The 26889-nt window shown below is 35.6% G+C and carries 25 protein-coding genes; 5 read left to right on the top strand and 20 right to left on the bottom strand.

The window, feature by feature from the left end:
• Positions 1-96: 96 nt before the first annotated feature.
• Positions 97-1350 carry a 3D domain-containing protein gene (locus ACXVYO_RS08880; RefSeq protein WP_458466740.1) on the bottom strand — a complete coding sequence of 418 codons (1254 nt, stop codon included), beginning with the start codon at positions 1348-1350 and terminating at the stop codon, positions 97-99.
• A 484-nt stretch (positions 1351-1834) separates the two neighbouring features.
• Between ACXVYO_RS08880 and ACXVYO_RS08885 the strand changes: the two genes are divergently transcribed.
• A complete protein-coding gene (locus ACXVYO_RS08885; RefSeq protein WP_458466837.1) occupies positions 1835-2515 on the top strand; it encodes a methyl-accepting chemotaxis protein in 681 nt (226 codons plus the stop codon).
• 135 nt (positions 2516-2650) lie between these two features.
• Positions 2651-3463, top strand: coding sequence for an undecaprenyl-diphosphate phosphatase (locus ACXVYO_RS08890; protein WP_097817871.1), 813 nt, complete (start codon positions 2651-2653; stop codon positions 3461-3463).
• Between the two features lie 121 nt (positions 3464-3584).
• Here ACXVYO_RS08890 and ACXVYO_RS08895 read toward each other — a convergent pair whose 3' ends face one another.
• The gene (locus tag ACXVYO_RS08895) at positions 3585-3788 is read right to left on the bottom strand and encodes a hypothetical protein (protein ID WP_001268328.1); all 204 of its coding nucleotides are present in this window, start codon (positions 3786-3788) and stop codon (positions 3585-3587) included.
• A 172-nt stretch (positions 3789-3960) separates the two neighbouring features.
• Here ACXVYO_RS08895 and ACXVYO_RS08900 point away from each other — a divergent pair, with 172 nt between their 5' ends.
• On the top strand, positions 3961-5112 hold the full coding sequence (locus tag ACXVYO_RS08900) for a VanZ family protein (RefSeq protein WP_458466741.1): 1152 nt from the start codon (positions 3961-3963) through the stop codon (positions 5110-5112).
• Positions 5113-5119: 7 nt separating this feature from the next.
• Here the strand turns inward: ACXVYO_RS08900 and ACXVYO_RS08905 are convergent, their stop codons facing one another.
• The 6 genes from ACXVYO_RS08905 to bdhA all read right to left on the bottom strand — a co-directional run bounded on the left by ACXVYO_RS08905 (position 5120) and on the right by bdhA (position 11409).
• Positions 5120-6433, bottom strand: a complete 1314-nt coding sequence (locus tag ACXVYO_RS08905; protein WP_458466742.1) for a D-arabinono-1,4-lactone oxidase — start codon at positions 6431-6433, stop codon at positions 5120-5122.
• Complete coding sequence (locus ACXVYO_RS08910) at positions 6421-7593, bottom strand: amino acid deaminase/aldolase (RefSeq protein ID WP_458466743.1); 1173 nt, start codon at positions 7591-7593, stop codon at positions 6421-6423. Before ACXVYO_RS08910 ends, ACXVYO_RS08905 begins: the two co-directional genes overlap by 13 nt.
• Positions 7594-7702: 109 nt before the next feature.
• Positions 7703-8704: a sphingomyelinase C gene (sph, locus tag ACXVYO_RS08915; protein WP_458466744.1), complete on the bottom strand. Its 1002-nt coding sequence runs from the start codon at positions 8702-8704 to the stop codon at positions 7703-7705.
• Between the two features lie 72 nt (positions 8705-8776).
• Complete coding sequence (gene cerA / locus ACXVYO_RS08920; protein ID WP_458466745.1) at positions 8777-9628, bottom strand: phospholipase CerA; 852 nt, start codon at positions 9626-9628, stop codon at positions 8777-8779.
• Positions 9629-9893: 265 nt separating this feature from the next.
• On the bottom strand, positions 9894-10238 hold the full coding sequence (locus ACXVYO_RS08925; RefSeq protein ID WP_458466746.1) for a potassium channel family protein: 345 nt from the start codon (positions 10236-10238) through the stop codon (positions 9894-9896).
• A 118-nt stretch (positions 10239-10356) separates the two neighbouring features.
• A complete protein-coding gene (gene bdhA, locus ACXVYO_RS08930) occupies positions 10357-11409 on the bottom strand; it encodes a (R,R)-butanediol dehydrogenase (RefSeq protein ID WP_458466747.1) in 1053 nt (350 codons plus the stop codon).
• Positions 11410-11635: 226 nt separating this feature from the next.
• On the opposite strand from bdhA, the gene ACXVYO_RS08935 reads away from it, so the two are divergent.
• Positions 11636-12814: an MFS transporter gene (locus tag ACXVYO_RS08935; protein WP_458466748.1), complete on the top strand. Its 1179-nt coding sequence runs from the start codon at positions 11636-11638 to the stop codon at positions 12812-12814.
• A gap of 5 nt (positions 12815-12819) precedes the next feature.
• Here ACXVYO_RS08935 and ACXVYO_RS08940 read toward each other — a convergent pair whose 3' ends face one another.
• The 12 genes from ACXVYO_RS08940 to ACXVYO_RS08995 all read right to left on the bottom strand — a co-directional run bounded on the left by ACXVYO_RS08940 (position 12820) and on the right by ACXVYO_RS08995 (position 25119).
• Positions 12820-13161: a hypothetical protein gene (locus ACXVYO_RS08940; RefSeq protein WP_458466749.1), complete on the bottom strand. Its 342-nt coding sequence runs from the start codon at positions 13159-13161 to the stop codon at positions 12820-12822.
• Between the two features lie 16 nt (positions 13162-13177).
• On the bottom strand, positions 13178-13519 hold the full coding sequence (locus tag ACXVYO_RS08945; RefSeq protein ID WP_458466750.1) for a hypothetical protein: 342 nt from the start codon (positions 13517-13519) through the stop codon (positions 13178-13180).
• 316 nt (positions 13520-13835) lie between these two features.
• A complete protein-coding gene (inhA2, locus tag ACXVYO_RS08950; protein ID WP_458466751.1) occupies positions 13836-16235 on the bottom strand; it encodes a M6 family metalloprotease immune inhibitor InhA2 in 2400 nt (799 codons plus the stop codon).
• A gap of 317 nt (positions 16236-16552) precedes the next feature.
• Complete coding sequence (gene fsa, locus ACXVYO_RS08955; protein WP_000667666.1) at positions 16553-17200, bottom strand: fructose-6-phosphate aldolase; 648 nt, start codon at positions 17198-17200, stop codon at positions 16553-16555.
• Between the two features lie 34 nt (positions 17201-17234).
• The gene (gene rbsB / locus ACXVYO_RS08960; RefSeq protein ID WP_458466752.1) at positions 17235-18161 is read right to left on the bottom strand and encodes a ribose ABC transporter substrate-binding protein RbsB; all 927 of its coding nucleotides are present in this window, start codon (positions 18159-18161) and stop codon (positions 17235-17237) included.
• 14 nt (positions 18162-18175) lie between these two features.
• Complete coding sequence (locus ACXVYO_RS08965; RefSeq protein ID WP_001074641.1) at positions 18176-19111, bottom strand: ABC transporter permease subunit; 936 nt, start codon at positions 19109-19111, stop codon at positions 18176-18178.
• Between the two features lie 2 nt (positions 19112-19113).
• On the bottom strand, positions 19114-20598 hold the full coding sequence (gene rbsA, locus ACXVYO_RS08970; protein ID WP_458466753.1) for a ribose ABC transporter ATP-binding protein RbsA: 1485 nt from the start codon (positions 20596-20598) through the stop codon (positions 19114-19116).
• An 18-nt stretch (positions 20599-20616) separates the two neighbouring features.
• Positions 20617-21012 carry a D-ribose pyranase gene (rbsD, locus tag ACXVYO_RS08975; RefSeq protein WP_458466754.1) on the bottom strand — a complete coding sequence of 132 codons (396 nt, stop codon included), beginning with the start codon at positions 21010-21012 and terminating at the stop codon, positions 20617-20619.
• Positions 21009-21905: a ribokinase gene (gene rbsK / locus ACXVYO_RS08980; RefSeq protein WP_458466755.1), complete on the bottom strand. Its 897-nt coding sequence runs from the start codon at positions 21903-21905 to the stop codon at positions 21009-21011. The genes rbsD and rbsK overlap by 4 nt, the downstream gene beginning before the upstream one ends.
• 13 nt (positions 21906-21918) lie before the next feature.
• Positions 21919-22890 carry a ribose operon transcriptional repressor RbsR gene (rbsR, locus tag ACXVYO_RS08985; RefSeq protein WP_458466756.1) on the bottom strand — a complete coding sequence of 324 codons (972 nt, stop codon included), beginning with the start codon at positions 22888-22890 and terminating at the stop codon, positions 21919-21921.
• 137 nt (positions 22891-23027) lie between these two features.
• Positions 23028-24641: an MDR family MFS transporter gene (locus ACXVYO_RS08990; protein WP_071721019.1), complete on the bottom strand. Its 1614-nt coding sequence runs from the start codon at positions 24639-24641 to the stop codon at positions 23028-23030.
• Between the two features lie 19 nt (positions 24642-24660).
• A complete protein-coding gene (locus ACXVYO_RS08995) occupies positions 24661-25119 on the bottom strand; it encodes a MarR family winged helix-turn-helix transcriptional regulator (RefSeq protein WP_061676345.1) in 459 nt (152 codons plus the stop codon).
• Positions 25120-25391: 272 nt separating this feature from the next.
• On the opposite strand from ACXVYO_RS08995, the gene glpT reads away from it, so the two are divergent.
• On the top strand, positions 25392-26741 hold the full coding sequence (glpT, locus tag ACXVYO_RS09000; RefSeq protein ID WP_458466757.1) for a glycerol-3-phosphate transporter: 1350 nt from the start codon (positions 25392-25394) through the stop codon (positions 26739-26741).
• The last annotated feature ends 148 nt before the right edge of the window (positions 26742-26889 follow it).

A 26889-nucleotide genomic window follows, 5' to 3' on the forward strand; every position in this document is an offset into this window, starting at 1 on the left:
TTATATTGTATGCTAACCTTAACAAAACGTAAACTCAACTTAACATTATTTTTGTAAAAAAATCCAACTTTACGTTTTGTAAAGTTGGATTTCTTTTTAATTTAAGATTGTAACTTTAACTGTTCTTCTGCCCCATTCATTTGCTTGAGCTGAACTTGGCATTAATAAATCAATTATATGCCCTTTTATTGCACTACCAGTATCTCCAGCAATCGCTGTTCCATATCCATCTACATATACAGTAGAGCCTAAAGGTATAACAGCTGGATCTACAGCAATTAATTTCATGTTTGGATTTGCAGTTAAATTATGTCCTAACTTAGATTTTACAGTTTCACCTGGTTTATAGCCATTTTCAGATGGATCAGCTGTATAAGCTGTTGCTGTTACATAAAATTCTTTTCCACCTTTAGCTGGTTTCGTGTCAGGCTTAGACTCTGGTGATGTATTTTTTGCTACAGGCTCTGCCGACTTAGCTACCTGTTCCTCTTTTTGCTTAGCTACCGCTGCCTTTGCTTTTGCTAACTCCTCTTGCTCAGCCTTTGCAGCTGCTTCTGCTTTTGCACGCTCTTCTGCTGCAATTCTTGCTGCTTCTTGCTCACGAGCAATTGTTTCTTGAACTGCCTTCATATTTGATTCGATTTTAGCCTTTTCTTCTGCTGCTAAATTAAGTTGGCTTGCAATCGCATTATATTTAGCTTGAACTGTTTGTAAGTTATCTTGACGTTTTTTCAAGTTATCTTGCAACTCAGCTTGTGCTTTTGCTAATTTTTGTTTGTCTACTACTAAAGACGCTTCTTTCTCGTCAATTGTTTTCTTATCTTCTTCAATTTGACGAAGATCTTGTTCTTGTAGACGCAAAATTTCTTTATCAGCTTCTAGAATAGTAGAAACTGCGTTCATACGTTGTAAAAAATCTGCAAAGTTTTTTGACTCTACTACAACTTCTACTACTAAACTTGTATTTGAACTGTTTTGAACAGAAACCATACGTTTTCTCATAATCTCCTTACGAGCAAGGACTTTATCCTCTAAAACGACAATTTCATTCTTTTTTTGCTCAATCTGCTTATGTGTTTCATCGATTTTACGTTGAATAGCAGCTTGATCCTCTTTATTTTTTGCAATTGTATTATTTAAATTATGTAGTTCGTTTTCGATACCTTGAATTTCTTTATTAACAGCTTGCTTCTCTTGCTCTTTCTTTTGCATATCTGCATCGTTTTGCTGCAATTGCTGTTGCATGTTGTTAAGTTTCTCGTCGTTTGACTCTGCTTTTACAGCGACTGTACTAGAAAGACCTATAATGCCTGCTAATACTAGACTACTGATTCGCTTAAAATAGTTCATAATCCGACTCCCTTCTTATACAGTTATACATGATTTATTTTACAGTTTGTTTACAATACCATTAAATACAGTTTATTTTTCATGACGAAAAAAAGGGAATTATGCATAAAATGTAATAGATTCTTAAATATTTAACAATTCCTATATTTAAAAATTATAAAAGATGCTAAAATCCAAATATAGAGAAAATATAACTTCTAAAGGCGGTTGAAATAAATATATGTTTACTCAAAAGAAATCACTCCAACATAAAATTGATCAATTAGAAGATCGTATACAGGAACTAGAAGCAGCATTAAAACAAAAAGATATTGAAAAACAAGAGATTATTTCTTCTATCCACGATCGTGTACAAAGCGTTGTTCAAGAGCATAAACTTGTAAATAATCAACACCATACACTTCAAAATTTAGTTCAACAATTAAACTCATGTTTCAAAAATGTTTCAACGCGTACTACACATTCCAATGAATTGAATAACGAAATGTTACAAAAAGAACAAAGCTTAATTCAATCTATTGAAGAAATTATCGACTGTTCTAATGAAGGAAAAGAATCTGTTCACCGTTTACTTATTGTAATTAACAAATTAGGTGAACAATCTCAACGTACGTCTAATAGTATGAATCATTTAAGTGAACGCTCAAAAGAAATCGAGCAAATTGTAGAAGTCATCCAAAACATTGCAGCACAAACAAATTTACTTGCATTAAATGCGAGTATTGAAGCTGCGCGTGCTGGAGAACACGGTAAAGGATTCGCTGTCGTTGCCAATGAAGTAAGAAAACTAGCGGAAAGTACAGCCGAAAGTACAAAAAACATCGGTAACTTAACGAAAAAAATTCAAGAAGAAATTGAAAAAGCATACGATAACACAAAAGATAATTTGCATTTAGTTGATGAAGGTGTAGAAATGAGTGCTGATACAAACGCTAGAATTGAAAATATTTTAATTATGATTCAAACGTTACAAAATGGTGCTACAAATGTTATTAAAGCTATCGAAAACCAAAAATCGTGTAATGATGATATATTACGAGAATTCGCTAATACACAACAAATGTTCCAAAAGTTAAATACTACTATTATGAATCATATTCATGATGCTGAGAAAGTCGATGTTCAATTGAATAAAGGTCTTCAAGAAACAGCAGCTTCTCATTAATAGTAAAAACCCCTTATAGCGCCGCTATAAGGGGTTTTTATTATATTTCGAATATTTATTTCTTCTCAATATTCATCCGTACCTTTGTTATAATGGACAAGTTGTTTCTTTCGACTATTAAACAAGGAGGTTATTATGGAACAATTTTATTACATTTTAAAATATTTAATTCTTGGTCTGTTCCAAGGACTAACAGAACCAATTCCGATTTCTTCAAGTGGTCACCTCGTTTTAGCACAGCATTTGCTAGGACTAAAAATAGAAGGGTTTAGCTTCGAACTACTTGTTAATTCAGCTTCATTATTAGCTGTATTACTTATTTATAGAAATGATTTAATTCGTCTAACTAAGAATGGTCTATCTTATATATTTACAAGAGCAGAAGACGCAAAATCAGATTTCTTCTTTATTATTTACCTTGTTATTGCGACTATTCCAGCAGGCGTTATTGGTGTTTTATTTAAAGACTATATCGACCAGTACTTAAAAGGCGTGAAGATGGTTGGGATTTCCCTTCTTATTACTGCTGTTGGCCTTTGGATTATTAGAAACTTGCGTGGACGTAAAAATGATGGCGATCTTTCTATGAAAGATGCAATTATCATCGGATTAGCACAGGCTTGCGCACTAATTCCTGGAATAAGCCGATCAGGTGCAACAATCGTCGCAGCGATGTTACTTGGTATGAAGCAAGAAACAGCTCTTCGTTTCTCATTCTTACTATACATCCCCGTTAGCTTAGGTGGTTTATTACTAAGTATTACAGACATTGCAAAAGATCCAAACCTAGATACATTATTCGTACCATATGTCGTTGCGTTTATCGCAACATTTATCATGACATATATTTCGTTAAAATGGTTTATGAACATTATGGCAAAAGGGAATTTAAAATATTTCTCTTTCTATTGCATTATCGTAGGTGTACTTACTCTTATTTTCTTATAAAGTGAAACTTACAAAGCGAAAAGCGAGTCATTCTATTAAACTACTAGGATGACTCGCTTTTTTATATCTTTATAATGATAAAATCCCCTCTTACTTTTTTATACAGTAAGAGGGGCCCCTTTTATGCGTATACTTTCTTTTCTTGACAATACAAACGAATAACATGTTTATTTTGTTGAAATACATCATGCGTTAGGCGGATAATAATAAAATTTCGTTTTGTTTGATCATCATGAACAAAAATCTGTTCTCCCTCCTGAAAATGCCATGCACTTTCAAAAGTTGTAATATGATCCCCACTTACAGAAAAAAGCTCATATCGCATATCTTGTACCCTCTCTCAACTTATAATAATCATAATATCCTCATATTAAATTTAGTATAACTTAATTCCATTGAAATTTGTAATTTTATCTATTTCGAAATATTTTAATTTTGTTTTCAGGTTCTTTTAACGTTATAATGATAAACGAATTTTCATTGAAAGGAGCTCCATTTTGACTGCATATTTATTTCCAATAAAAACAGCATTTATTTTATTTCCTATTTTAGCGATGTTTCTATTAATCCCTTTTTTAATATTTAATTATCGCAAATATGGTTATTTGAATAAATGGCGTTCATTTATTTTATATTCACTATTACTCTATGTATTAAATGCCTATTTTCTTGTTATCTTACCTTTGCCACAAACATATGATACATGTAGCCTACAATCGGCTAATACACAACATATGCAACTCTCGCCATTTTATTTCATACAAGAGATTAGTAATCATACCTCGGCAATTTTAACGAAGCCAGCTACCTACTTCTATTTATTAAAGGAATCTGCGTTTTTACAAGTCGCTTTTAACGTTCTACTAACCGTTCCATTTGGTATGTACTTACGTTATTATTTCCGACGTAGCTTCTTACAAACAGTGTGTATTTCTCTTTGCCTTTCACTGTTCTTTGAACTAACACAAGTAACTGGATTATATGGTATTTATAATTGTGCCTATCGCTTATTTGATATTGATGATTTGTTTTTAAACACACTAGGCGGCGTAATTGGTTTTATCATTGCACCAATATTTACGTACTTCCTTCCAAAAACAAGTGAACTAGATATTCATATTGATTTAGAAACGAAACCAGTCGGATTCATTCGTCGTCTCATCGCTATGCAAATTGATTGGATTTTCTTATCTATCGTTGTACCTTTCATTAAAAACAAAGGAAATTCACTATTTATTGCTAACATCCAATCTTATACAAATGTATACGAACTCCTTTTCATTACATGTTCAATTTTAATTTACTTTATTATCATTCCATACTTTACAAATGGAAGAACAATAGGAAAAGCGTTACTTCGAATTTACATTAAAGGACAAGCAGAGCGTATTACACTAAAAGAATTATTCATTCGTTACGGTATATTCTATTTCATTCTAGGCGGAATCAATTATATTCTTTCGAGTAGCTCTATCTTAAATCATACAGAGCCTTTAATATTACTAGTTATACTCTTATTCCAATTTGTAATTAACGGTCTATTTATTATTCATGTTTTATTACATGTATTTAGTCGTGATAAATTACTATTTTACGAGCGTATTAGTCAAACAAGAAATGCGATCATACTAAAAAAAGCTGACAAATAATACTTTGTCAGCTTTTTTTCATAATCGTAAATAATTTTTCTGTGTAAGGATTTGAAAACATTTCTGTTTCATCTAATAACTTCTTCACCTTGAGAAATGAATGTAATTCTGGATATATATTTTGTAATTTTTCGTACATTAACGTATGCATTTTCCCCCAATGTGGGCGCCCTTCATACTTTAGAAAAATTCTCTCCACCTCACCAAAATAAGCAGCATACTTCATACCTTTATACATATGAACAGCAATATACGCTGAATCTCTTCCGTACGCTGGACTGAGCCATATATCATCACTTTTCACATAACGGCATTCAATTGGGAAGTGCACTTTATACTTTTTCTTTTCAATAAGGTTTGAAATTTCTTCTACAACGACCCGCATATACTTTGAAGGAACACTATACTCCATTTCATAAAATGGAACCGCACGCGATGTAGCAAATACTTCATAACTTGGACCAATTATTTTTGTATTCGGTACAGCTTTAGCCGATAATCGACTTACACCTTTACTTATAGAAGGAAACCATTTACATCCTTTAGATAACAAAGAAAACATCTTATTTTCAAGCAACTCTACCTTTAGTTTATGCCATTTCAAATCACTTTTTTTATCCGTTGTTTCATTTGTAAATTTCACTTGCACTTCATCTGAATAAGGAAAAACGAAAAATTCAAAATGGCGATTCTTCTTATATTCTTCTAGCTTGTTCATTACAGTAGATAATGACTGTTTTTCACTTTTATAAACGAGTGAATAGGCTGGAATAACCTTCAATTTTATTTTCACAATAATACCTAACATTCCAAGCGATAACTGAAAGGCTCTCCAATATTCCACATTTTCAGTTTCCGAACAAACTATGCTCTCACCTGTAGATAAAACTGCGGTAATCTCTATAACTTGTGTTGATAAACTTCCAAAGGTAATACCCGTTCCATGAGTCCCTGTACTAATCGCTCCTGCAATAGATTGTGAATCAATATCCCCTAAATTTTCTTGTGCATAACCTTTTTCTTCAAGTAATCTCCCTAAATCATGTAACTTTGTTCCTGCCCATACTTCAGCAACCATCTTCTCTTCATCGATATTCATAATACCTTTCAATTCATCTAAAGAAACTAAAATTTCTTCTGTTTGTACAAGAGGTGTAAAAGAGTGCCCTGAACCAACAACACGAATTTTCTTCCCTTTTTTTCGTGCAAGTCCCACCACTTCTACTACATCTTGTATACTTTCTGGATACATCGTATAATGCGGTGTTCCTTCTACATTCCCTGTCCAATTTCTCCATTTTTGTCCCTTTATAGAAAGCATTGGCCATCCCCCCGATATGTTGAATACTCCCCAACAATCTCTCCTTCTTTCACACGATATAAAAAAGGAAACCGCTCACATAACTCTCCAGCTTTACTATGGCGAAACAAGATAGAATCTCCTATCTCTATCCGGTCCTCACCGTTATAAAAAATCGGTGTTTGTACCTCGCCAGCACCTTCTAAAGCTAATAATTCCGCACCATTTGGCCTCCAAATCTCAGGTTCTTTATCTTTACCAATTGCGCCTGAAGCAATATATCCACCACCTAGACAAGTGTAAATATACGGGGCTGGTTTACGTACAACTGGTAAAGCAAATCCGACAGCTGGATGAAATTGCACCTCTTTATAATAATCGAACAGCTTCGGGGCATAAAAAGCAGAACCAATTGTAATCTCTGAAACTGAATTATCTTGCTCGGTTGTTTTTATACTTCCTGTTCCTCCCCCATTTACAAACCTTATTTCAATACCTAGGTTTTGTATTTCTTTTATGATATGTCCTCTTCTTTCTTTAACTTCTAACACTGACCTCTTCTTTAAATACGAAATCACTTTACTTTTCACTCGCTGATTTGGTATGTGATCTCCTACCCCAGCAATTTGAGCTTCATATCCCATTACACCATCTAGTATTAAAAATGATGATTCTTTCACCCTTTTCACTATTTTCAAAGCACCTTGCACATCTTTTACCGGTGATCTGTTTACCCCAAAATGAAATTGAAAAAAACGACTACTCATATCAATATCCAAACAGACACGAAAACACCCTTTAGACTTCTCAGCAATTTTTTCTAGATAAACAATATGGTCTTCACAATCCACCATACAAGTTATAATGAGCCCTTGCTTTGTTAGCAAACTTATTTCATGTAAAGCTCTTTCATCATAAGCAGGATATCCGAGTAATACATCATTGAATCCTTGTGCAATTAAAAACAAAGCCTCCCTAGGTGAGAAACACATAATGCCTTGAAATCGATTATTTGCTGCTAAAATTTTTTGCATAACCGGAACAGAACGTAACGATTTACTCGCTATACGAATCTTCTTATTTCCACTTAATTCTATAATCGATTGAATATTTCTATCTAAAGCCACTTCATCCAAAAATGCACACGGTAATGGAACTTCTTTAAAAATTCCTCTATCCACATTTTTCTCTCCTCTTCTCTATATGTCTTATACATATTGGAAAGAAAGTTGGAATTTCCTCTACAAAATAAAAAAGTTTCTTCCTATTTAAGAAGAAACTTTTGTAGAACTATTTCATAGAGATAGTTGCCTCTACTGGATAATGATCAGAATAATCATCATACGTATATTTTTTGAGCCATGATGTAACAGTCCACTGTGGAGATTTCGGTTGTAATACTTTATTCTCTATAAATGTTGGATTCGCATGATCTTTACTTGCAATAATATAATCTAAATGTTCAGCAGGTGCATCTGGATAATTGTATTTCGCAATACTGTTTGTCGTCGCATCCCAAGTTGCTGTATGTCCTGTATAAGATGGAATAGAAGCGTGCAATGTTTTGAACATGGATGCGTACTCTGAGTCACTATTGTCCTCTGCATTCATTTTATTCACGTTCATATCACCACCAAATAGGACATACTCGTCATTTGGTATATTTTTATTTTTAATAAATTCTTGAATTTCTTTTAGCTGATTTGTACGTACAGATGCAGGTGAAGTTTTTCCGCACATACTATCTTCAGCCTGCAAATGCGTCCCAATTACATGAACGAAACGATCATTTTTCTTGATTTTCGTGTATACAAATCCTTTATTTGATAAATTATCTGGCCCGCATCCGTTTGCAAATACATATTGAATCTTCTCAACAATCGGCCATTTACTCACGATTGCAACGCCTCCATCTTCAGGAGTTGAAGATGAATAGCTACCTAACGTTTTATCCCATTCATTTCCGTTACTACGACCTAATACCGCTGTTTGATTTGGATATTCTTTCTTCAAATTTCCTAATAAGCGATTTGAAGCACTATTATCAAACACTTCATTTAATATAATAACGTCTTGATTCTTTATATAATCTGCCACCCCAATTAAATCAGCACGCTCACTTTGTCCCCAGTTCGGATATAAGTTTGTTGATAACATGTACACATTATGTGTCATCACTTTTAATGTATTATTTTTATTTGTAGACACTTCCGCTTGAGCTGAGGATCCACTATATAAAGCCGCTAGACCGATTCCAACGCTCAGTATACTTTTTAGCAATTTCCTTCTCACGATTCATACCTCCATATATTAGTAATAAAAAGGCCAAATACTCTATTGTGAGATTTGACCTTTTTTAAATACTTAACGATCTCCGTACGTATCAAACCAAAGCTGAATGTATCCAGCAGTAACACGTTGTGCATCCATTAGTCGCTTACCTGTCATTGGTGTAACTTCAGCGCGCCATTTATCTGCATATTCTTGTGATACAGCTGCTTTTACGAACCAATCTTTCGTATTATCATTTACAATTCCAGAGTAATCTTGTTTCGCCGCTACTGCCGCTCCATGAATCCACTCTTCTGGATTTGTACCTTTCCAGTTCCAATACCCATTTCCATCCGTTACTTTATAATTATCTTTTATCGTATCTACAAAGTTTTCATATTTAGAATGGAATCCTTGTGGATATGAAAGATTTGTAAAGTTTGCCGCATGCATCGGTTGGTTTACATCTCCTAAATAATGAAGAGATAATCCTAAGTAGAAGAATGCTTGTTTCATATCTTTATTTTCATATGATTCACCAGCTAATTTAAAATATTTAGCTCCAGTTTCTTTTGCCTGCTTTGCAAATGGAATATATGTTTTTCCATTGTCTGGATCATAGAAATGTGAAGCAAATGTGCTATTATCATAATAAGGATTTTCATAGTCAGCAGCATAAATACCGTTCTCTAGCTCCGTACGCCATTCATTCAATTGTGCAACTCGATCTTGTTTTACAAGTGTTGTATTGCGAGACATAATATCAATCGCACGGTTTACAATCCATAAATGAGAGTTTACGCCTTCTTTATGTTTATCTTCAGCAGACCAGCGGTGAACTATTTTTATTTTACTTCCCCCATCATTTTCATGTGCAAATGCAACACTTTGTAACGGAGCTACTAATGTAATAGCTGCTGCTAAAGCAAGTACTTTCTTTTTCATCTGAAATCCTCCATTTTATAATTGAATTATTGTAAACTTTTTTGTTAGAATCCTATGATGTCGTCCGGTTAACCTATGACTAGAATATCCCACCTTTCATGAAATTTCTATCATTAAATCAAAATATGCAAATGTTCATATCATTATAACTTTATACATAGTGAATATAATGATTGAATGCACTTATATTGTAATAAAGTATTGTTAAGCTACTACAAATGATTGTCTAAACTAATGTAAAAAAAGAGTAAAGCATCCACATGCTCTACTCTTTTTTTCTACTTGATAATATACTTGGCAATTGTACATTAACTGCCAACTTATGAATAAATCCAAATACTAGTCCAATCCCAATAAATATGTATAAGATTGTAAATACCTTTCCGAAATCCGTTTGTGGACTAAAGTTCCCATCACCGACAGTCGTCAACGTGACCACACTAAAATATAAAGCGTCAAGAGGACGTAATCCTTCAACTGTACTATAAAAAATTGTACCAGATGTTAATGTTAGAAATGTTAATACGAATAATACTTGAAATTCTTTATCTTTCCACGCTCGTAAACAAGCTTTTAGCATCCGTTTCAATGTCAACATAAATGAAAACATTCGACTTCCCCTTCCAAATAAAATACCTGTAGTTATAGGAAAGTCTATCACCTTTCTGTATAGAAAAAAAGTAGCCCTCTTCTATTTCTAGAAAAGGGCTACTTTTTACTATTCTCTATTATTTAGGTGAAACAAGAATTTTCACTTGTGTTTTATCTTTTACAAGTGCTTCAAATCCTTCTTCAACAACTTGATCTACTGTGATTTTTTTCGTAATTAATTTCTCTGCTTGAATTTGGCCAGAGCTAATTAATTTAATAACAGCTGGGAAGATATGACGGTATCCAAGAATACCGATAACTTCTTTTTCTTTTAATACAAGGTTGTTTGGCGTAATTGTCGCATCTTTTTCCCACACACTAACAATTACAGTTTGTCCTTCAAAGCTTGTACTTTCAATCGCTTGACGAAGTACTACTTCAACACCTGTTACTTCAAAGCTCACATTTACACCTAAACCATTTGTTAAGTTACGAATTTCTGCTAGTACATCTTGAGTAGCTGGATTTAATACGTAATCCGCACCTGCTAATTTTGCTAACTCTTGACGTTCTTTAGAAAGCTCTACTGCAATAACAGGAGTTGCTCCTGCTGCTTTAGCTGCTTGAATGACAAGAAGTCCAATTGGACCACAACCAAATACTGCTACAGCTTCCCCTTCTTTTAATTTACTTTGACGTACTGCATGAACGGCTACTGCTGCTGGTTCTACAAGTGCACCTTGTTCATACGTCATTTCATCAGGAATATGGTGAACCATATCTTCTGGTACTACTGTATATTCAGAGAAACCGCCGCCTTTTCCACCTAGACCGTGGAAAACAAGTTGTTCACAAACATTGTAATGTCCATGTTTACAAGCTTCACATTTACCACAAGAATAAATAGGTTCTACAACGACGCGATCTCCCACCTTATGAGAAGTAACGCCTTCACCGATTTCAACTACCTCACCACTAAACTCATGACCTAAAATAACCGGTGCTTTTACGTGTGTTAATGGGTGCTCTTCTGTTGGAATAAAAATAGGTCCTGCTAAATATTCATGCAAGTCTGTTCCGCAGATACCACACCATTTAACTTTAATCTTAACTGCTCCTGGTCTTACAGTTGGTTCTGGTACTTCTTCTACTCGTACATCACGTTGATTATGCCAAAGTAGTGCTTTCATTTTATACATCCCTCTCTACGTATATACTTAACCTGGTGAAGTTTACAGATCTATTATAATACTTTCATCCATATATTTCAAAAAAACAATCTCATTCCCACTAAATTTTAACAAATAACGTTCAATATTTTGTCACTTTGTACTTTTTCCCACATCTGTTAATGCTAATTTCATTGCGGTTGAAATTAGCATTATGCCATAATAGCATAGGAGAGGTGAATATCGCTTGAAATATTTTATTTACTTTATTGTTATCGTAGCGTTTCTAGATACATTTTCACAATTACCTATTATGAGTACGTTCGCTCAAAGTCTGGGAGGATCTCCTCTTATTATTGGACTAGTTGTCGGTATGTACTCATTCGCTAATATGATCGGTAATATTATTGCTGGCGCTGCTGTCGATAAATTTGGTGCAAAAAAAATACTTTATATAAGCATGGGACTTACGAGTTTCATAGTCTTGTTATACACCGTTGTTCAAAGTGGTGAACAACTATTAGTTGTTCGCTTTATGCACGGCTTTAGTGACGGATTTTTAATTCCTGCTGCCTTTACGTTTTTATCAAAACAAACAAATGCAGCAAGACAAGGTAAGGCAATGGCTCTATCTGGTGCTGCTGTTGGAACAGCGGCAATCGTAGGACCTGCGTTCAGTGGAATTATGAAAGCAACTGCTGGTATAGAGTGGGTGTTCATTACCATTTCTATTTTAATGGTCCTTGGTACAATCGTATCTCTATTCTTCTTACCAAATAACGTATCAAGAAAAGATACTTCAAGAACACAAATGATGAACAAAGAAGATATGATTGAACTATTGAAATCAGAACCTTTATTACAAGCATATATTGGTGCTTTCACGCTAATGTTTTCACAAGGAATTGTCACGTATATGCTACCAGTGAAAGTTGAGGCATTAGCACTTAAAGCATCTACAACAGGTATGATGTTAAGTGTATTCGGAATTACTGCTATCCTCTTCTTCTTGCTGCCAACAAATCGTATTTATGATCGATTTAATCGTTCAAAACTCATGCTAATTGGTATTACAGTAATGGCATTCGCGTTATCTTTACTTGGATTATTCACAACAAAAGGTATGCTCTTTATCGTTATGATGATTTATGGCATTGGATTCGCTATCCTTTTCCCATCAATAAATGCGTTACTTGTTGAAAATACGACAGATGATAAGCGCGGAAAAGCATTCGGATTGTTTTATGCTTTCTTCTCATTAGGAGTTGTTGCTGGATCCTTTACAGTTGGAGCAATCGGGGCACCCCCTAGCGTCAGCTTCGTTATCGGAACTGCATTCTTATTAACATTCGCTGGAATGATTTATGTAAGAAGCAAAATAAAAAGTAAAACAAAAAGCAAAGTAAAAAAGACAATGATGGGTTAATTCCATCATTGTCTTTTTTTAAATGCATATTGATATAGTCCATAATATAATGGCAGAGTTGGGATAATACCAATTAATTTAAATATAAAAGGTAGCGGTTCATCCTTCTCTTCATATAAACGTAAAACAAAAACTGCAGTAAAAGTCCAAATAACGCTAAACACGAAGATGCACTTCCAAACGAGTGGGGTTACTATCTCTACATCAAAAACAAAACCAAATAGCCCAATCCATGTAATGATAGTCACTACAAAATCAAACTTTTGAATTGGCGTTTGAAACATACCTCTTCCTAAAGAAGTAATAGCCAATATCGCTACAATTACTAAATAAACTTTCCACAACATAGTGATAATCTCCTATTTAACTTTTAACTTTCAATAATCCGTATTTAATAAACAATATGGCATTATATTTTTCATAGAGATAATACAATGGGTAACAAAATAAGAAGAAAATAAGTACAGTTGGTATATCGTCTATAATAGAAAAATATTTTACTAGTAATTCCTTAATACTCTCTCCAATTATAATAAACAGTGGAATGATACAAATTGCCGCTAATATTAAGCATGGTGTGATCCTCATTTCTTTTAGCCTCACCTTACAGTGTGGACACCTGAATGAAAAAGGATGCGGGAGATCAATAATATGTTGCGCAGTAATATCTCCTTCACACTGTGGACATTCAATTATTTCTTTCATTTAGCTCACTCCTTTCTATTCATAAAAAAGAGCACTATCCAATAGCGCTCTTTTTTATGGATATATTACTTTTGTGTCTAACCAAATAACAATGTAAATAAATTAAACTGTAAAGGCAATACTACACTTCTTCTTTTACAAAGAAAGTGTATAAATACCGACGATACTTCGACAATTTCCTCGGAAATATTTCCTTCTCCAACATAATTTGATACACTACATATGAACAGACACTTGTATTACATGAACTAAAATAATAACTTACTGTACAAATTACAAAGCACATTCTTCATATGAAGAATGTGCTTCTATGTTATTAACGTTTAATCCAAACAGCGCCTGCCGATTTATCCTCTGCCTGTCCAACAACTTGGAATTTAAGTCCAAGATTTGGAATTTTTCTTCCTGCATCAGCAATTTGTTTGTTACTATATACTTTTGAATCATCAAAAGTTGTAACACCTTGTAATCCAGAATAGTTAAACTGTCCACGTGTTAATGAATTTGCACTCCATGCTGGTGTTTGATCAAATGAAAATGCAGCATCTGCAATTTGCATACCTGTATTACCGTAAGTTGGTCTTCCGTTTAAATTGCCAACAAATGCTTCTGGATGAGAATCTACCACACCAAGGAATCCTTCACCTGGATGCACCCCAACCCAGTTATCTTTGAAGCTATCATCTGCATACCAAACGACAAGTCCTGTATTATACACTGGACCTTTTCCTGCTTTTAATCCATTATCTGATCCCGCATAGTTTCTCCACTCTAAGTAGTAATAATGAGCTTTCTTTTCTGTCCCATCAGAAACAACAAAACCATTTACATTCATTTTAGATTGTCCTTCTGCATCATCAGAAAATACAACTTGTCCATCAACAGTTACATTTACATTATCCATCGCAAAACCTTTATATGTTACAGCTGGATCTGTAATATAATCGAATTTCAGTTTCACTTTTTTTCCTTTAAATTGACTTAAATCATATGATTTATCAATCCATTTTCCACCTGTTGTATCTTTATCTTCTTGGACTATTTTTTCTCCAAGTCTATCAATTAATGTTTTCGTTCCATCTTCTGTTACTGCATGCACTTCGACAAAATCGCACTCTGCTTCTAACTCATAATTTGCTTTATAATCGAATTTCGCATTTGTTCCTTTTGTTAAATCAAAGAATGGTGTTTCTAATGTTGTATGCATATCATCACCTCTTGTACTATAATATGCATGTTTTCCCAACTCAGGTTTAATCGTTTCAACACTCTTACCTGGTAAGTTAACACGTACAACGCCTGGACGATTGGATTTCGTAACACTTTGATCGATATATGTAGGAACTCCTACACCACGCTTAATTTTATCGTAATCTACTTCTAAAATTTTTGCCCAGTTGCCACCCATATTCTTTTGTAGGAAGTCTTTATTTTGTGGTGAGAAACTAGTTGGCTCTGTTCCTGCAATTTTCCCTGTCCAACTACCCCCACTCATTAATGACCACGCTTCGACAGGTGAACCCAATCCAGTATATTTCGTGTCATATTCATCCGGTAAGCCAAGATCATGTCCAAATTCATGCGCAAATACACCTACTGCTCCATCTTCTGGTTCAATTGTGTAATCATGCGCTGCTACTTTTCCACCAAAGTAATCTACCTTTGATTTTGTACCTTCAATCGCTACTGGATCTATTGCTAATTTTGAACGATGTGACCAAATTGCATCATCCCCTAATTTACCGCCACCAGCTTCTTGACCAACACCAGCATGGATTACCATTAAATGATCAATTACACCATCAGGTTCATTTTGATTTCCATCACCATTTGTATCATATCTATCGAATTGATCAAATTGAGATAAATCTAACCCTTTCTCAGCAGCTGCATGTAAAGCTTCTTTCACTAAATCACGTGCGCCTTTTGGTCCCTTATTATCGTGACCACTGCTACCATCAGCACCGTAGTCAGACGCTTTTCCTGGAACAGTTAGCCATTCCGTTACATATCCATCTGTCGTATAACTTCCGCCAGACTGCTCTTCATAATACTGTTTAAACGTTTTTACTTTTGAACCATCAAATAATGTGTACGGTTCATTACCAAATAACATTTTTTGATAATGCTCTCTACTAAAGTCATTCGAATACATATACCCTGGCGTTTGATCAATATTATTATGTTTATAATCACTAAATTCAACAAGTAATACTAATACTTTATCAGTTCGAACAGATCCCTTATAAGGCGCTTGCTTTGCTTTAGACGTTGGGACTTGTCCATTCAATTGCTTTTTATTTGGTTCAGGTTTTTGCTCAGGATTCACATTTTTTTCAGGTTTCTTTACTTTCTCCTTTTCCTCCATTTTCTTTTCTTTTACTTTTTTCACATAATCAGATGCCTCTTTAGCAGTATCTGCTGGAAGAATTTCTTTATTTGCCTGATCGCCTTGTTTCTTTTCAATGTACTTTTCTACAGCCTTTTTCGTTTCTTCTTTAGAAGAGGCTGGATTTATTGTTCCTCTTTCCTTCAGTGCTTCCGCTAAACGATCTTCTTGAATTAAATTGTAATCAATTGGTGTTGTAGATACATTTTCTTTCTCTTTTGCTGGCGTTTCTGCGTATGCTAGCGGCGTACTCATTACAGATGTGCATCCGATAATTGCCGCAATTGCTAATGATGATAACACTTTACATGGCGCTTTTCTTCTCATTCTATTTCTCTCCTTTTATAAAACTTAAAATTCAGATAAATAAGTGCATTTAAATCGAAATCCCTACTTTCTGCCCTCCCTATATAAAAAGGCATAATTCTATAAACGTTAAGCTTTCTGTTATAGAATCATGCCCCTCCAGTTTTCTGGTCAGAACTTCTACCTTTTTATGTCGAAATATGAAAAATAAAAAGTGATTTGATATATATTAAATAGCTTATATAACAAATTTAAAAGACAATATGCAAAATTGCATGAAAATTCTTTTAAATAAAAAAAGAACCCTAGTCAATTAAACTAGGATTCTCGATTTTCTATTATTTCTCTTGTGTTTTTTCCCAATCAGCCAAGAATTTCTCAATTCCTTGATCTGTTAATGGATGCTTCACTAATGAAGCAATTACGTTTGCTGGGATTGTTGCAATATGTGCGCCATTTAATGCTGCGTCAGTTACGTGAACACTGTGACGTACAGATGCTGCAATGATTTCTGTTTCAATGCCGTGAATCGCAAAGATTTCTGCGATTTGGCGAATTAAGTCCATACCATTATGACCGATATCATCTAAGCGACCTAAGAATGGTGAAACGTATGTTGCACCAGCGCGAGCTGCAAGCAATGCTTGCACTGCTGAGAATACTAATGTAACGTTTGTACGAATTCCTAAATCAGAGAATGCTTTTACTGCTTTTAAACCTTCCGTTGTCATTGGTACTTTTACAACAACGTTTGGAGCAATCTTCGCTAATTCTTTCCCTTCTTCAATCATTTTATCAGCTTCTAAGCTAATTACTTCTGCGCTTACAGGTCCTTCTATAAAGCTGCAAATTTCACGAATACGCTCATGGAAATCTACGCCTTCTTTTGCTACAAGTGATGGATTTGTCGTTACTCCAGCTACTACGCCTAATGCATTTGCCTCTTTAATTTCATTAATGTTTGCTGTATCAATAAAGAATTTCATTTGTTATTCTTCCTTCCTGGTTTTCATTTTATATTTATTTATTTTTCTTAATAAGCTCTAATTCAATCGGAATAGATTTGTCCACTTTTTTACCTTGCGTGATCTCTTTTGCTGTTTGCATCGCCTTCTCCCCGATTAATTCCGGTTTTTGAGCAACTGTTGCAGCCATACGCCCATCTTTAACCGCCTTTACAGCATCTTCTGTTGCATCAAAACCAACAACGACTACATCTGTTTTTCCAGAAGACTTCAATGCTTCAAGTGCCCCTAATGCCATTTCATCGTTATGCGCAAACACGGCTTTAATATCACCATTTGCTTGCAAAATGTTTTCCATAACAGATAATCCTTTTGCTCTATCAAAATCAGCTGCTTGTTTTGCAACTACTTTTAAAGACTTATCCGCTACGTTATGGAATCCTTTCCCGCGCTCACGAGCAGCAGAAGAGCCAGGGATTCCTTCTAATTCAGCAACATTTGCTCCCTCGCCAACTAATTCACGAATGTAATCACTAGCCATTTGACCACCTTCAATATTATTAGAGGCAATGTGAGAAACAACTTTACCTGAATTTGCAACGCGGTCTACAGTAATAACAGGGATATTTGCTGCATTTGCCGCACTTACTGCTGAAGCAACAGCATCTGAATCGGTTGGATTAATAACAACTACATCGACACCTTTTTGAATTAAATCTTCAACATCATTTGTTTGCTTTGCTGCATCATTTTGTGCATCAACAGCAATCAATTCAATGCCGCTTTCTTTCGCTTTCTTTTCTGCCCCTTTTTTCAAAGTCACAAAAAATGGATTGTTTAAAGTTGAAACAGAGAATCCAACTTTAATAGTTTTATTTCGACCTTTATCGCTAGAATCCTTTGCCCATTCTGGTGGTTCCATTGAACAACCAGCAGTAATGACCATAATACATGCAACGAGTATAAGTAACCATTTCTTCATGAACTGTCCCTCCATTACGCTTCTTTTCGACGATCAATTAATACAGCTAGTAAGATTACAAGCCCTTTTACAACTTGTTGGAAGAAAGAAGATACACCTAATAAATTTAAACCGTTATTTAGTACACCGATAATAAGTACACCGATGAATGTACCAACGATCCAGCCTCTTCCTCCAGAAAGACTTGTTCCACCTAATACAACTGCTGCAATTGCATCTAATTCGTAAGAAGTACCTGCAGTTGGCTGTGCAGAATCTAGTCGTGATGTTAAGACAATACCTGCAAGCGCTGCCAAAATTCCGGAAAGACCATAAATCATTACTTTAATTCTCGTAACATTAATACCTGATAGTGCTGCTGCTTCTTCATTTCCACCAATTGCAAATGTACGGCGACCAAATGTCGTTTTCTTCAAAATGAAGTATAGTACTGCGAAAGCGATCATCATTGTAACAGCTGGTACCGGAATACCGAGAAAATAACCGCGTCCAAACATTTGGAACATTAAATGATCACCAAGACCAGTGATCGGACGTCCGTCCATATAAACAAGCGTCAACCCACGAAAAATAGTCATTGTTGCTAACGTCGCAATAAATGGAGCTACTTTTCCCTTCGCAATAATGATACCGTTTACAATCCCCATTACAAGACCAGCCAATAATCCAACTGCCATTGCAAGAAACGGGTCCATACCACTTGCCATCATTCCAGCAACAAGTGCACTTGATAATGCTAAAATAGAACCTACCGATAAGTCAATACCCCCTGTTAAAATTACAAAGGTCATTCCGAATGCAATAAGCGCATTAATCGATACTTGACGCAGTATATTAAATAAATTTGGAATTTCAATAAATGCTGGATTTAAAGCTGTAATTACGACGATAATTAATACTAAACCGATTAAAGAACCAAGTTGTTGTAATACATTCCCCTTCTTAGCCATTCTTACTCTCCCCCTGTAGCTAGTGCCATAATAGACTCTTGTGATGCCGCATCTTTCTCTAAAATGCCTCCGACTTTTCCTTCATGAATGACAAGAACGCGATCACTCATTCCTAAAACTTCTGGAAGCTCAGATGATACCATAATAACGGCATCGCCTTGCTCAGTAAGCTTATTCATAATAGAGTAAATTTCTTTTTTCGCTCCAACATCTACACCCCTTGTTGGCTCATCTAAAATGAGTAACTGCGGGTGGATACCTAGCCATTTTGCAATAACAACCTTTTGCTGATTTCCACCAGAAAGAGATTTCACTGCTTGCTCTCCACTAGATGCTTTCACATTAAGTAGCTTCATCATATCCGCTGTAAACTGTTGTTCTAGTTCGTTACTTAAGACACTTCCCTTTGAAAGACTCTCTAAATTCGGTAAAGCTAAATTTTCTCGAATTGAGAAATCTAACACTAACCCTTCAGATTTTCTATCCTCTGTAATAAAGGCTATTCTTTGTCTAATCGCATCTATTGGACTATCAATCTTTACTTCTTGTCCATTTATGAAAATTTGGCCAGAATCTAAAGGTTCGTATCCAAATATCGCTTTCATAATATCTGTACGGCCAGCTCCCATCAAGCCAGCAACACCAAGGATTTCACCTTTTCTCACTTGAAACGAAACATTTTCAAACTTCCCTTTTTTCGTTCCGTTACGCATCTCAAAAATGACATCGCCAATTTGACTATTTCGCTCTGGGTAACGTTCACCGATGCTGCGCCCCACCATCATACTCACTACTTCATCAAATGATGTTTCCGGAATGAGTCTCTTTCCTACGTATTCCCCATCACGTAAAATCGTAATGGTATCACATATTGAAAAAATTTCTTCCATTCGGTGTGAGATATAAACGAACGAAACGCCTTCTTTACGTAATTTATTAATGACAGTAAACAACGTTTCAATTTCACGATCTGTTAATGCAGCTGTAGGTTCATCCATAATAATAACGCTCGCGTTTGTCATTAACGCTTTCGCAATTTCGATAATTTGCTGTTGTCCAACTGATAACGCTCCTGCCAACATAGCGCCTTTTACATGTAACCCTAACTCCGCTAGTTGCTGCTGCGCAATCGCGTTCATTTGACGCGTACGCAAAATACCCGTCTTCCCATACATTAACTCTTTACCGAGAAACATATTCTCAGCTACTGTTAAATTCGATAATATGTTCAATTCTTGATGTATAAATGCAATACCGTACTCTTCTGCTTCTTTCGCATTTTTAAAAGTTCGTTCTTGTCCATCAATCGTGATTGTTCCACCATCTCTTTTATATACACCTGTTAAAATCTTCATGAGCGTTGATTTACCCGCTCCATTTTCCCCCATCAATGCATGAACTTCCCCTGTTTCAATCATAAACTGTGCATTCTTTAAAACAGCATTACCATTGAACGCCTTTGAAATATTTTTCATTTCAATACGCATTCCCATCACTTCCCTTTATTAAAAAATCACGCCTGCATGTAAAATTACATTGGCATAAGGAGTAGCCTCTCCTGTACGAATAATCGCCTTCGCTTTCTTCGTATGCTCTTTAAATTGTTCATGAGATACATATTCAAATGCTGGCTCTATTAGTTTCAGCTCGATCTCTTTATTTACTTCTGCATTATTATTAATGACTTCTTCTGCTAACGTCACTTTTTCAATTGCCATATCATCAACTACCACTTGCAATACGTCTAAAAAGCTAGGTTTTCCAATCTCAACAGCTAAATCAATTCGTTTTACTCCGTCAGGAATCGGTAACCCGCAGTCTGCAATCACAATTGTATCTGTATGCCCAAGTGAAGCAAGGACTGATGCAATCTCACTGTTTAATACACCGTGCTTTTTCATCCGACAATCACCTGCACTTCACGTACTTTATCTCTCGTTGGCATACCGCCTTGCGCCCCAAGTTTCGTTACAGAAAGGCCACCAGCAATATTCGCAAAACGAATTGCTTTTTGAAGTGCTTCTCCTTCAGAAAGCGCAACTGCTAATGCACCATTGAATGTATCACCAGCTCCGGTTGTATCTACTACATCAACAGCGATGCTAGGAACATGTACAATCTCCGTACCATTATAGAAACGAACACCTTTAGAACCTTCTGTCATCAATAGTTTATTTGGATATTTAGCCAGTAAATCTTCAATTGGTGATGTGAAATCATCTAATACGATGCGGCACTCATGTTCATTTGGTGTAATATAAGTTGCCTTTTCTAAAATATCTTCTGATAACACTTGTGCTGGCGCTGGATTTAGCATAACCGGGATTTTGTGTTCCTCACAAATAGCCAATACATATTTTACTGTTTCAAGTGGAATCTCTAGTTGAAGAACAACCATATCTGCTTTTATAAGAAGATCTTTTGAACGATCTACAACCGACTCATTTACAAGAGCATTCGCTCCTTGCACGACAACAATACTGTTATCCTCTTCGGCTAAAACGATATGAGCAATTCCTGTTGCTGTATCTGTAACCGGTACCACATAGTCGATAAAAACACGTTCATTCTCCAAATTCCCCCTAACTACAGTTCCATAATTATCGTTTCCTACCGCGCCAACCATCGCTACATTTGCGCCTAATCTAGCTGCAGCAACTGCTTGGTTGGCTCCTTTCCCTCCTGGAATTGTATGAAATGCTTCACCAATTACTGTTTCCCCTGCTTTCGGACGTTTTTGTGAAACGGCCACTAAATCCATTGAAATGCTACCTACTACTGCAATATTTGGCATCTATTTCATCTCCTTACTTCGTTGTATTTCGTTCTATAATTTCAATCGGTAAACGATAGTGTTTCTCTTCTAATACGTTTCCTTCCATCTGCTCTAACAATAGCTCTGTTGCAATTTTCCCCATTTCATAAATTGGCTGTGCAACAGTTGTAATAGATGGATACATCATCTCTGTTAAAGAAATCCCATCAAATCCGATAATTTGTAAATCATCCGGAATAGAAATCCCCTTTTGAAGTGCAGCCTTTACAATACCTATTGCAATTAAATCATTTCCAGCAACAATGCCATCAATATGTGGGTATTCTTCTAATAATTCCACCGCTACACACTCACTATTAGCTGGATCAAATGTACTCTCTGCGATCATATAAGAAAGATTATTTTGCGTAATAACGTCTACAAAACCTTCAAAACGTTCATTAGCGGTGCTTACGTCACGCGGTCCGCGAATATGTGCAATATGTTTACAGCCTTTATCTATTAATAACTTTGTCGCTGCCTGACTCCCTGCATAGTTATCTGCATATACAGTAGGAATACGCTCATTAAACATACGGTCAATTGCAACAACTGGAACAGACAACTTCATGTAATTAACACTATTTTGTGGATTTGTTGCTACAATAAATCCATCCACATTATTTTGCCTAAGTACATCAATATATTGCTTTTCTTTCTCTAAACTCTCATCAGAGTTACAAAGGACAACTGTGTATCCTTGCTTATGTGCTACATCTTCTACGGCACGTGCAACTTCCGGAAAGAATGGATTCACGATATTGGGAACAACTAAGCCAATTAAACGAGATTTTTTATTATACAGTGAACGCGCTACTATACTAGGTTTATAATCTAGCATCTCAATTGCTCGCTCTACTTTCTTTAATGTATCTTCATGAACATATCCATTTTTATTTAACACTCTGGAAACGGTCGCAACAGATACTCCCGCTAATTTCGCAACGTCTTTAATCGTACTCATTCTCTTCCCTCTCCATTTCATGTAACCGTTTACAGAAAATAATATAACGCATTTCTAGAAATACGTCAATCATTTCTCACGAAAAAGCTTTTAAGGTTATACTCAAAAAAGCACCGCCATAAGGCGATGCTTTTTCATTACGAATATGATACAGTCTGTTCTTTTTCCTCTGCAGCTGGCTCTTCAGCACCTTTTTTACGATCTGATAGTTTAATCTTCTGTAAGAAAATCGTAAAGATGGCACCTACCACGATAAATACTAATCCTGTTAAGAATACAGTATGAAGTGAGTCTACTAAAGAGTTTTTCAAGATTGGTACAATGCTATTAGCAAATGCTTCTGGCATTTGTTTTAATGCCTCTGGACTAAATAGCATCGAATATAAACCTTGTGGGTCTGTATGAATCATATCTTTAAATTTCGTTACCATTTGTCCCGCTTCTTTCGGGAATGTATCTAATACAGGTACTAAATTCTTTGTTAATGTTGTACCTGAAGTGTTATTCATAATTGATCCTAAAATTGTAATACCAAATGTTCCACCGATTTGACGGAAGAACTGACTTGATGATGTTACAACACCAAGGTCTTTTTTCGGGAAACTTTCTTGTAACGCTAATGTTAATGTTGGCATTACAAGACCCATTCCTAAGCCGATAACCATCATATACGAAGTTGCAGTTAATTTAGTTGTGTGCATATCCATCGTTGTTAATAACCAGAAACCACCAGCCATAATAAGCATTCCTGTAATAATTTGTGGTTTTACACCAACTTTTAATACAAGTTGCCCGCCGATAATACTCATCACAATCATAGTAATCATCATTGGCGTCATGATTGTTCCTGATTCAGCAGCACTTACTCCTACAATTCCTTGCATGAAGAATGGTACGAACATAATCGCACCGAACATTCCGATACTCATAAAGAATCCAATCGCATTCAGTAATGTAAATGTACGATTTTTAAAGAAATGCATCGGTAAAATCGGTTCTTCTGCTTTCGTTTCAACGATAATAAAGCTAACAATACCAATTAGAGCTAATGCAAATAACCCGATAATTTGCCAAGAATCCCATGGATAATCTTTCCCGCCAAACGTTAATGCAAGTAATAAACTTACAACACCGAGAATCATCGTAAAGATTCCAGCAATATCAATTTTGATCGGTCCTGTTTGTTTATGTGACTTTAATCCCATTGCAATAAAGATTGTTGCTAAAATACCAACTGGTAAGTTAATGTAGAATACCCATCTCCAGTTCACTGCGTCTACAATCCAACCACCAACTTGTGGTCCAATTACAGAAGCAAGACCGTATAACGCACCAAAAATACCTTGCCATTTCGCACGTTCTTTTCCCGTGAACATATCTCCGATAATAATCATAGCCATTGGCATCATAATACCGCCACCAAGACCTTGAATACCACGGAAAATGATTAATTCTGTCATACCATTTGCCATACCACATAACGCTGAACCAACCATAAAGATAACTAACCCTGTTATATATACGTTACGACGGCCAAGTAAATCCGCTAATTTACCTGCAATTGGTACGACTGTTGTTGATGTTAACATATAAGCTGTTGTTAACCATGTCATTAAGCTTAATCCGCCTAGTTCACCGACGATACGCGGCATTGCTGTACCAACGATTGTTCCATCTAATGCAGCAAATAGCATCGCGATTATTAAACCAATTAACAGCAACTTTCTATTTATGTTTTCTTGTTGCTCCATGTAATCTCCTCAATTCCTCTTAGTTATTCTCTTTTTTCTCTTGTGTCCCGCAAATAATTGTTTCTAACTTCTCAAAGAGGCGTAACAAATCTTCTCTTTCTTGTAATTCTAAATGTGAGAAATATTTTGCAATGTGCTCATTACGAGCGATCATTGCCTCTTCTACTCTAGCTTTCCCCTTTTTTGTCAGCTCAATGACGACAACACGACGGTCATCTTTGTCGTGATAGCGCTCTACAAGCTCTTGGTCAATTAAGCGATCAATCATCACTGTAATTGCACTAGGCTTTACATACATCTTTTTTGCTAATTTTGTCGCTCTTGAAGCACCATAATGATCTAAAATCTTTAAAATATAAAACTGCGGTGGTGTAAGTCCTGTTGCTTGCATTTGTTCTAATAACTCCGTCTGCATTTTCTTTCCAATCGAAAAAGCAAGAGCTTGAATTTTATCGATATGCGTCATATCATTTGGCATGTTATCCACCTCTTATTTAAGCAATAAAATATTTAACGTATTTAAATATTAATCCCACGAACAAAATCCGTCAACACTTTTTATTTTTAAAAACGTTTACATTTCTGTCACAAAGTTGTATAATTTTCGACGAAGTTAATATTGACAGTCACGGAGAATCGGAGTACACGGCTATGAATCATAAAAAAGGAAACTTTTTTATATTTCATGGCCTTTTTATATTCTCTCTGCCTTACAACGCTTCGAATTAATTAGGGGAGGATTTTCATTTTATGTTTTTTACACAATTCTTTAAACCTGCGCCCCACGCGGAACGCTTACCAGCTGATCGCGTTGATAGCGAATACCGTAAATTACGTTTACAAGTATTCTTAGGTATCTTCATCGGTTATGCGGGTTATTACTTTGTTCGAAAAAACTTTTCACTTGCAATGCCATACTTGATCGAACAAGGATTTAGTAAAGGGGAACTTGGGGTTATCCTTTCAGCAGTTTCTATCGCTTACGGATTAAGTAAATTTCTTATGGGTATCGTATCCGATCGTTGTAATCCTCGCTACTTTTTAGCAGCTGGGCTATTTTTATCAGGTATCATTAATATTATTTTCGGCTCATTTTCTTTCATTACAACGAGCATTATACTTATGTTTGTACTTCAGTTTTTAAATGGATGGGTACAAGGTATGGGATGGCCTCCTTGTGGTCGTACAATGGTTCACTGGTTCTCTATTAGTGAACGCGGTACAAAAATGTCTATTTGGAACGTCGCTCATAATGTCGGCGGCGCACTTATGCCTTCTCTTGTAACATTAGGCCTATATTTCTTTGCAAATGACTGGCATAGTATTTTTTACTTCCCAGGTATTCTTTCAATTTTAGTTGGTATTTATGTGTTAATTACGATGAAAGATACACCTCAATCTTGCGGATTACCTTCTATTGAAGAACATACTGGAGAATATCCACCAGATGAAAAAGTACAAGACCGCGAACGTGAACTTTCGGTAAAAGAAATTTTATTTAAATACGTACTAAACAATAAATTTTTATGGTATATCGCTATCGCGAACGTTTTCGTTTATTTCGTTCGCTACGGTGTTGTAGACTGGGCTCCTACTTATTTAGTAGAAGAAAAAAGCTTTACTCATAGTAGCTCACGTACAGCTTACGCTCTATATGAATGGGCTGGTATTCCAGGTACACTTCTTTGTGGCTGGATGAGTGATAAACTATTTAAAGGACGCCGCGCACCTGCTGGTATTTTATTTATGGTTGGTGTATTTATCGCCGTTCTTGTGTATTGGCTAAACCCTCCTGGGAATCCAATGGTTGATAGTATCGCACTTGTCGCGATTGGATTTTTAATTTACGGACCTGTTATGTTAATTGGTCTACATGCCCTTGACCTAGCGCCAAAGAAAGCTGCTGGAACTGCAGCAGGATTAACTGGCTTCTTCGGTTACTTAGGCGGAGCTTCTTTTGCTAGTGCCGCTATGGGCTTTATCGTAGATGCATTCGGATGGGATGGCGGATTCATCTTATTACTTGCATCTTGTGTACTTGCAATGTTCTTCCTTGCTCTTACTTTAAAGACAGGGTCTGCAAAACCAAAGCAAGCTTAAGTACTAATATTATTCTTAGCAAAAAAAGAGAGACTGTTCTTTCCAGAACACCTCTCTTTTTTCTACATATAATACTTTTTTCCTACAAAAGATTTATTTCCCTCTCACATATATGTTAGCGTTTTCAAACAACTTCAAATACCACTAC

It is taken from the genome of Bacillus sp. BC08, from assembly GCF_054326875.1.

Bases quoted from the DNA above. Each gene is read 5' to 3' on its own strand.
- ACXVYO_RS08940 (WP_458466749.1), bottom strand. From the start codon at position 13,161: ATGTTGTGGAAAGTTTATTTAGTAATTGTAGCGATATTGGCTATTACT.
- ACXVYO_RS08885 (WP_458466837.1), top strand. From the start codon at position 1,835: ATGTTACAAAAAGAACAAAGCTTAATTCAATCTATTGAAGAAATTATC.
- ACXVYO_RS08905 (WP_458466742.1), bottom strand. From the start codon at position 6,433: ATGCTTTCTATAAAGGGACAAAAATGGAGAAATTGGACAGGGAATGTA.
- fsa (WP_000667666.1), bottom strand. From the start codon at position 17,200: ATGAAATTCTTTATTGATACAGCAAACATTAATGAAATTAAAGAGGCA.
- rbsB (WP_458466752.1), bottom strand. From the start codon at position 18,161: ATGAAGAAATGGTTACTTATACTCGTTGCATGTATTATGGTCATTACT.
- cerA (WP_458466745.1), bottom strand. From the start codon at position 9,628: ATGAAAAAGAAAGTACTTGCTTTAGCAGCAGCTATTACATTAGTAGCT.
- ACXVYO_RS08890 (WP_097817871.1), top strand. From the start codon at position 2,651: ATGGAACAATTTTATTACATTTTAAAATATTTAATTCTTGGTCTGTTC.
- ACXVYO_RS08965 (WP_001074641.1), bottom strand. From the start codon at position 19,111: ATGGCTAAGAAGGGGAATGTATTACAACAACTTGGTTCTTTAATCGGT.
- ACXVYO_RS08895 (WP_001268328.1), bottom strand. From the start codon at position 3,788: ATGCGATATGAGCTTTTTTCTGTAAGTGGGGATCATATTACAACTTTT.
- rbsK (WP_458466755.1), bottom strand. From the start codon at position 21,905: ATGCCAAATATTGCAGTAGTAGGTAGCATTTCAATGGATTTAGTGGCC.
- ACXVYO_RS08945 (WP_458466750.1), bottom strand. From the start codon at position 13,519: ATGAAAGAAATAATTGAATGTCCACAGTGTGAAGGAGATATTACTGCG.
- glpT (WP_458466757.1), top strand. From the start codon at position 25,392: ATGTTTTTTACACAATTCTTTAAACCTGCGCCCCACGCGGAACGCTTA.
- rbsD (WP_458466754.1), bottom strand. From the start codon at position 21,012: ATGAAAAAGCACGGTGTATTAAACAGTGAGATTGCATCAGTCCTTGCT.
- ACXVYO_RS08925 (WP_458466746.1), bottom strand. From the start codon at position 10,238: ATGTTTTCATTTATGTTGACATTGAAACGGATGCTAAAAGCTTGTTTA.
- rbsR (WP_458466756.1), bottom strand. From the start codon at position 22,890: ATGAGTACGATTAAAGACGTTGCGAAATTAGCGGGAGTATCTGTTGCG.
- inhA2 (WP_458466751.1), bottom strand. From the start codon at position 16,235: ATGAGAAGAAAAGCGCCATGTAAAGTGTTATCATCATTAGCAATTGCG.
- ACXVYO_RS08995 (WP_061676345.1), bottom strand. From the start codon at position 25,119: ATGCCAAATGATATGACGCATATCGATAAAATTCAAGCTCTTGCTTTT.
- ACXVYO_RS08880 (WP_458466740.1), bottom strand. From the start codon at position 1,350: ATGAACTATTTTAAGCGAATCAGTAGTCTAGTATTAGCAGGCATTATA.
- bdhA (WP_458466747.1), bottom strand. From the start codon at position 11,409: ATGAAAGCACTACTTTGGCATAATCAACGTGATGTACGAGTAGAAGAA.
- ACXVYO_RS08990 (WP_071721019.1), bottom strand. From the start codon at position 24,641: ATGGAGCAACAAGAAAACATAAATAGAAAGTTGCTGTTAATTGGTTTA.
- rbsA (WP_458466753.1), bottom strand. From the start codon at position 20,598: ATGCGTATTGAAATGAAAAATATTTCAAAGGCGTTCAATGGTAATGCT.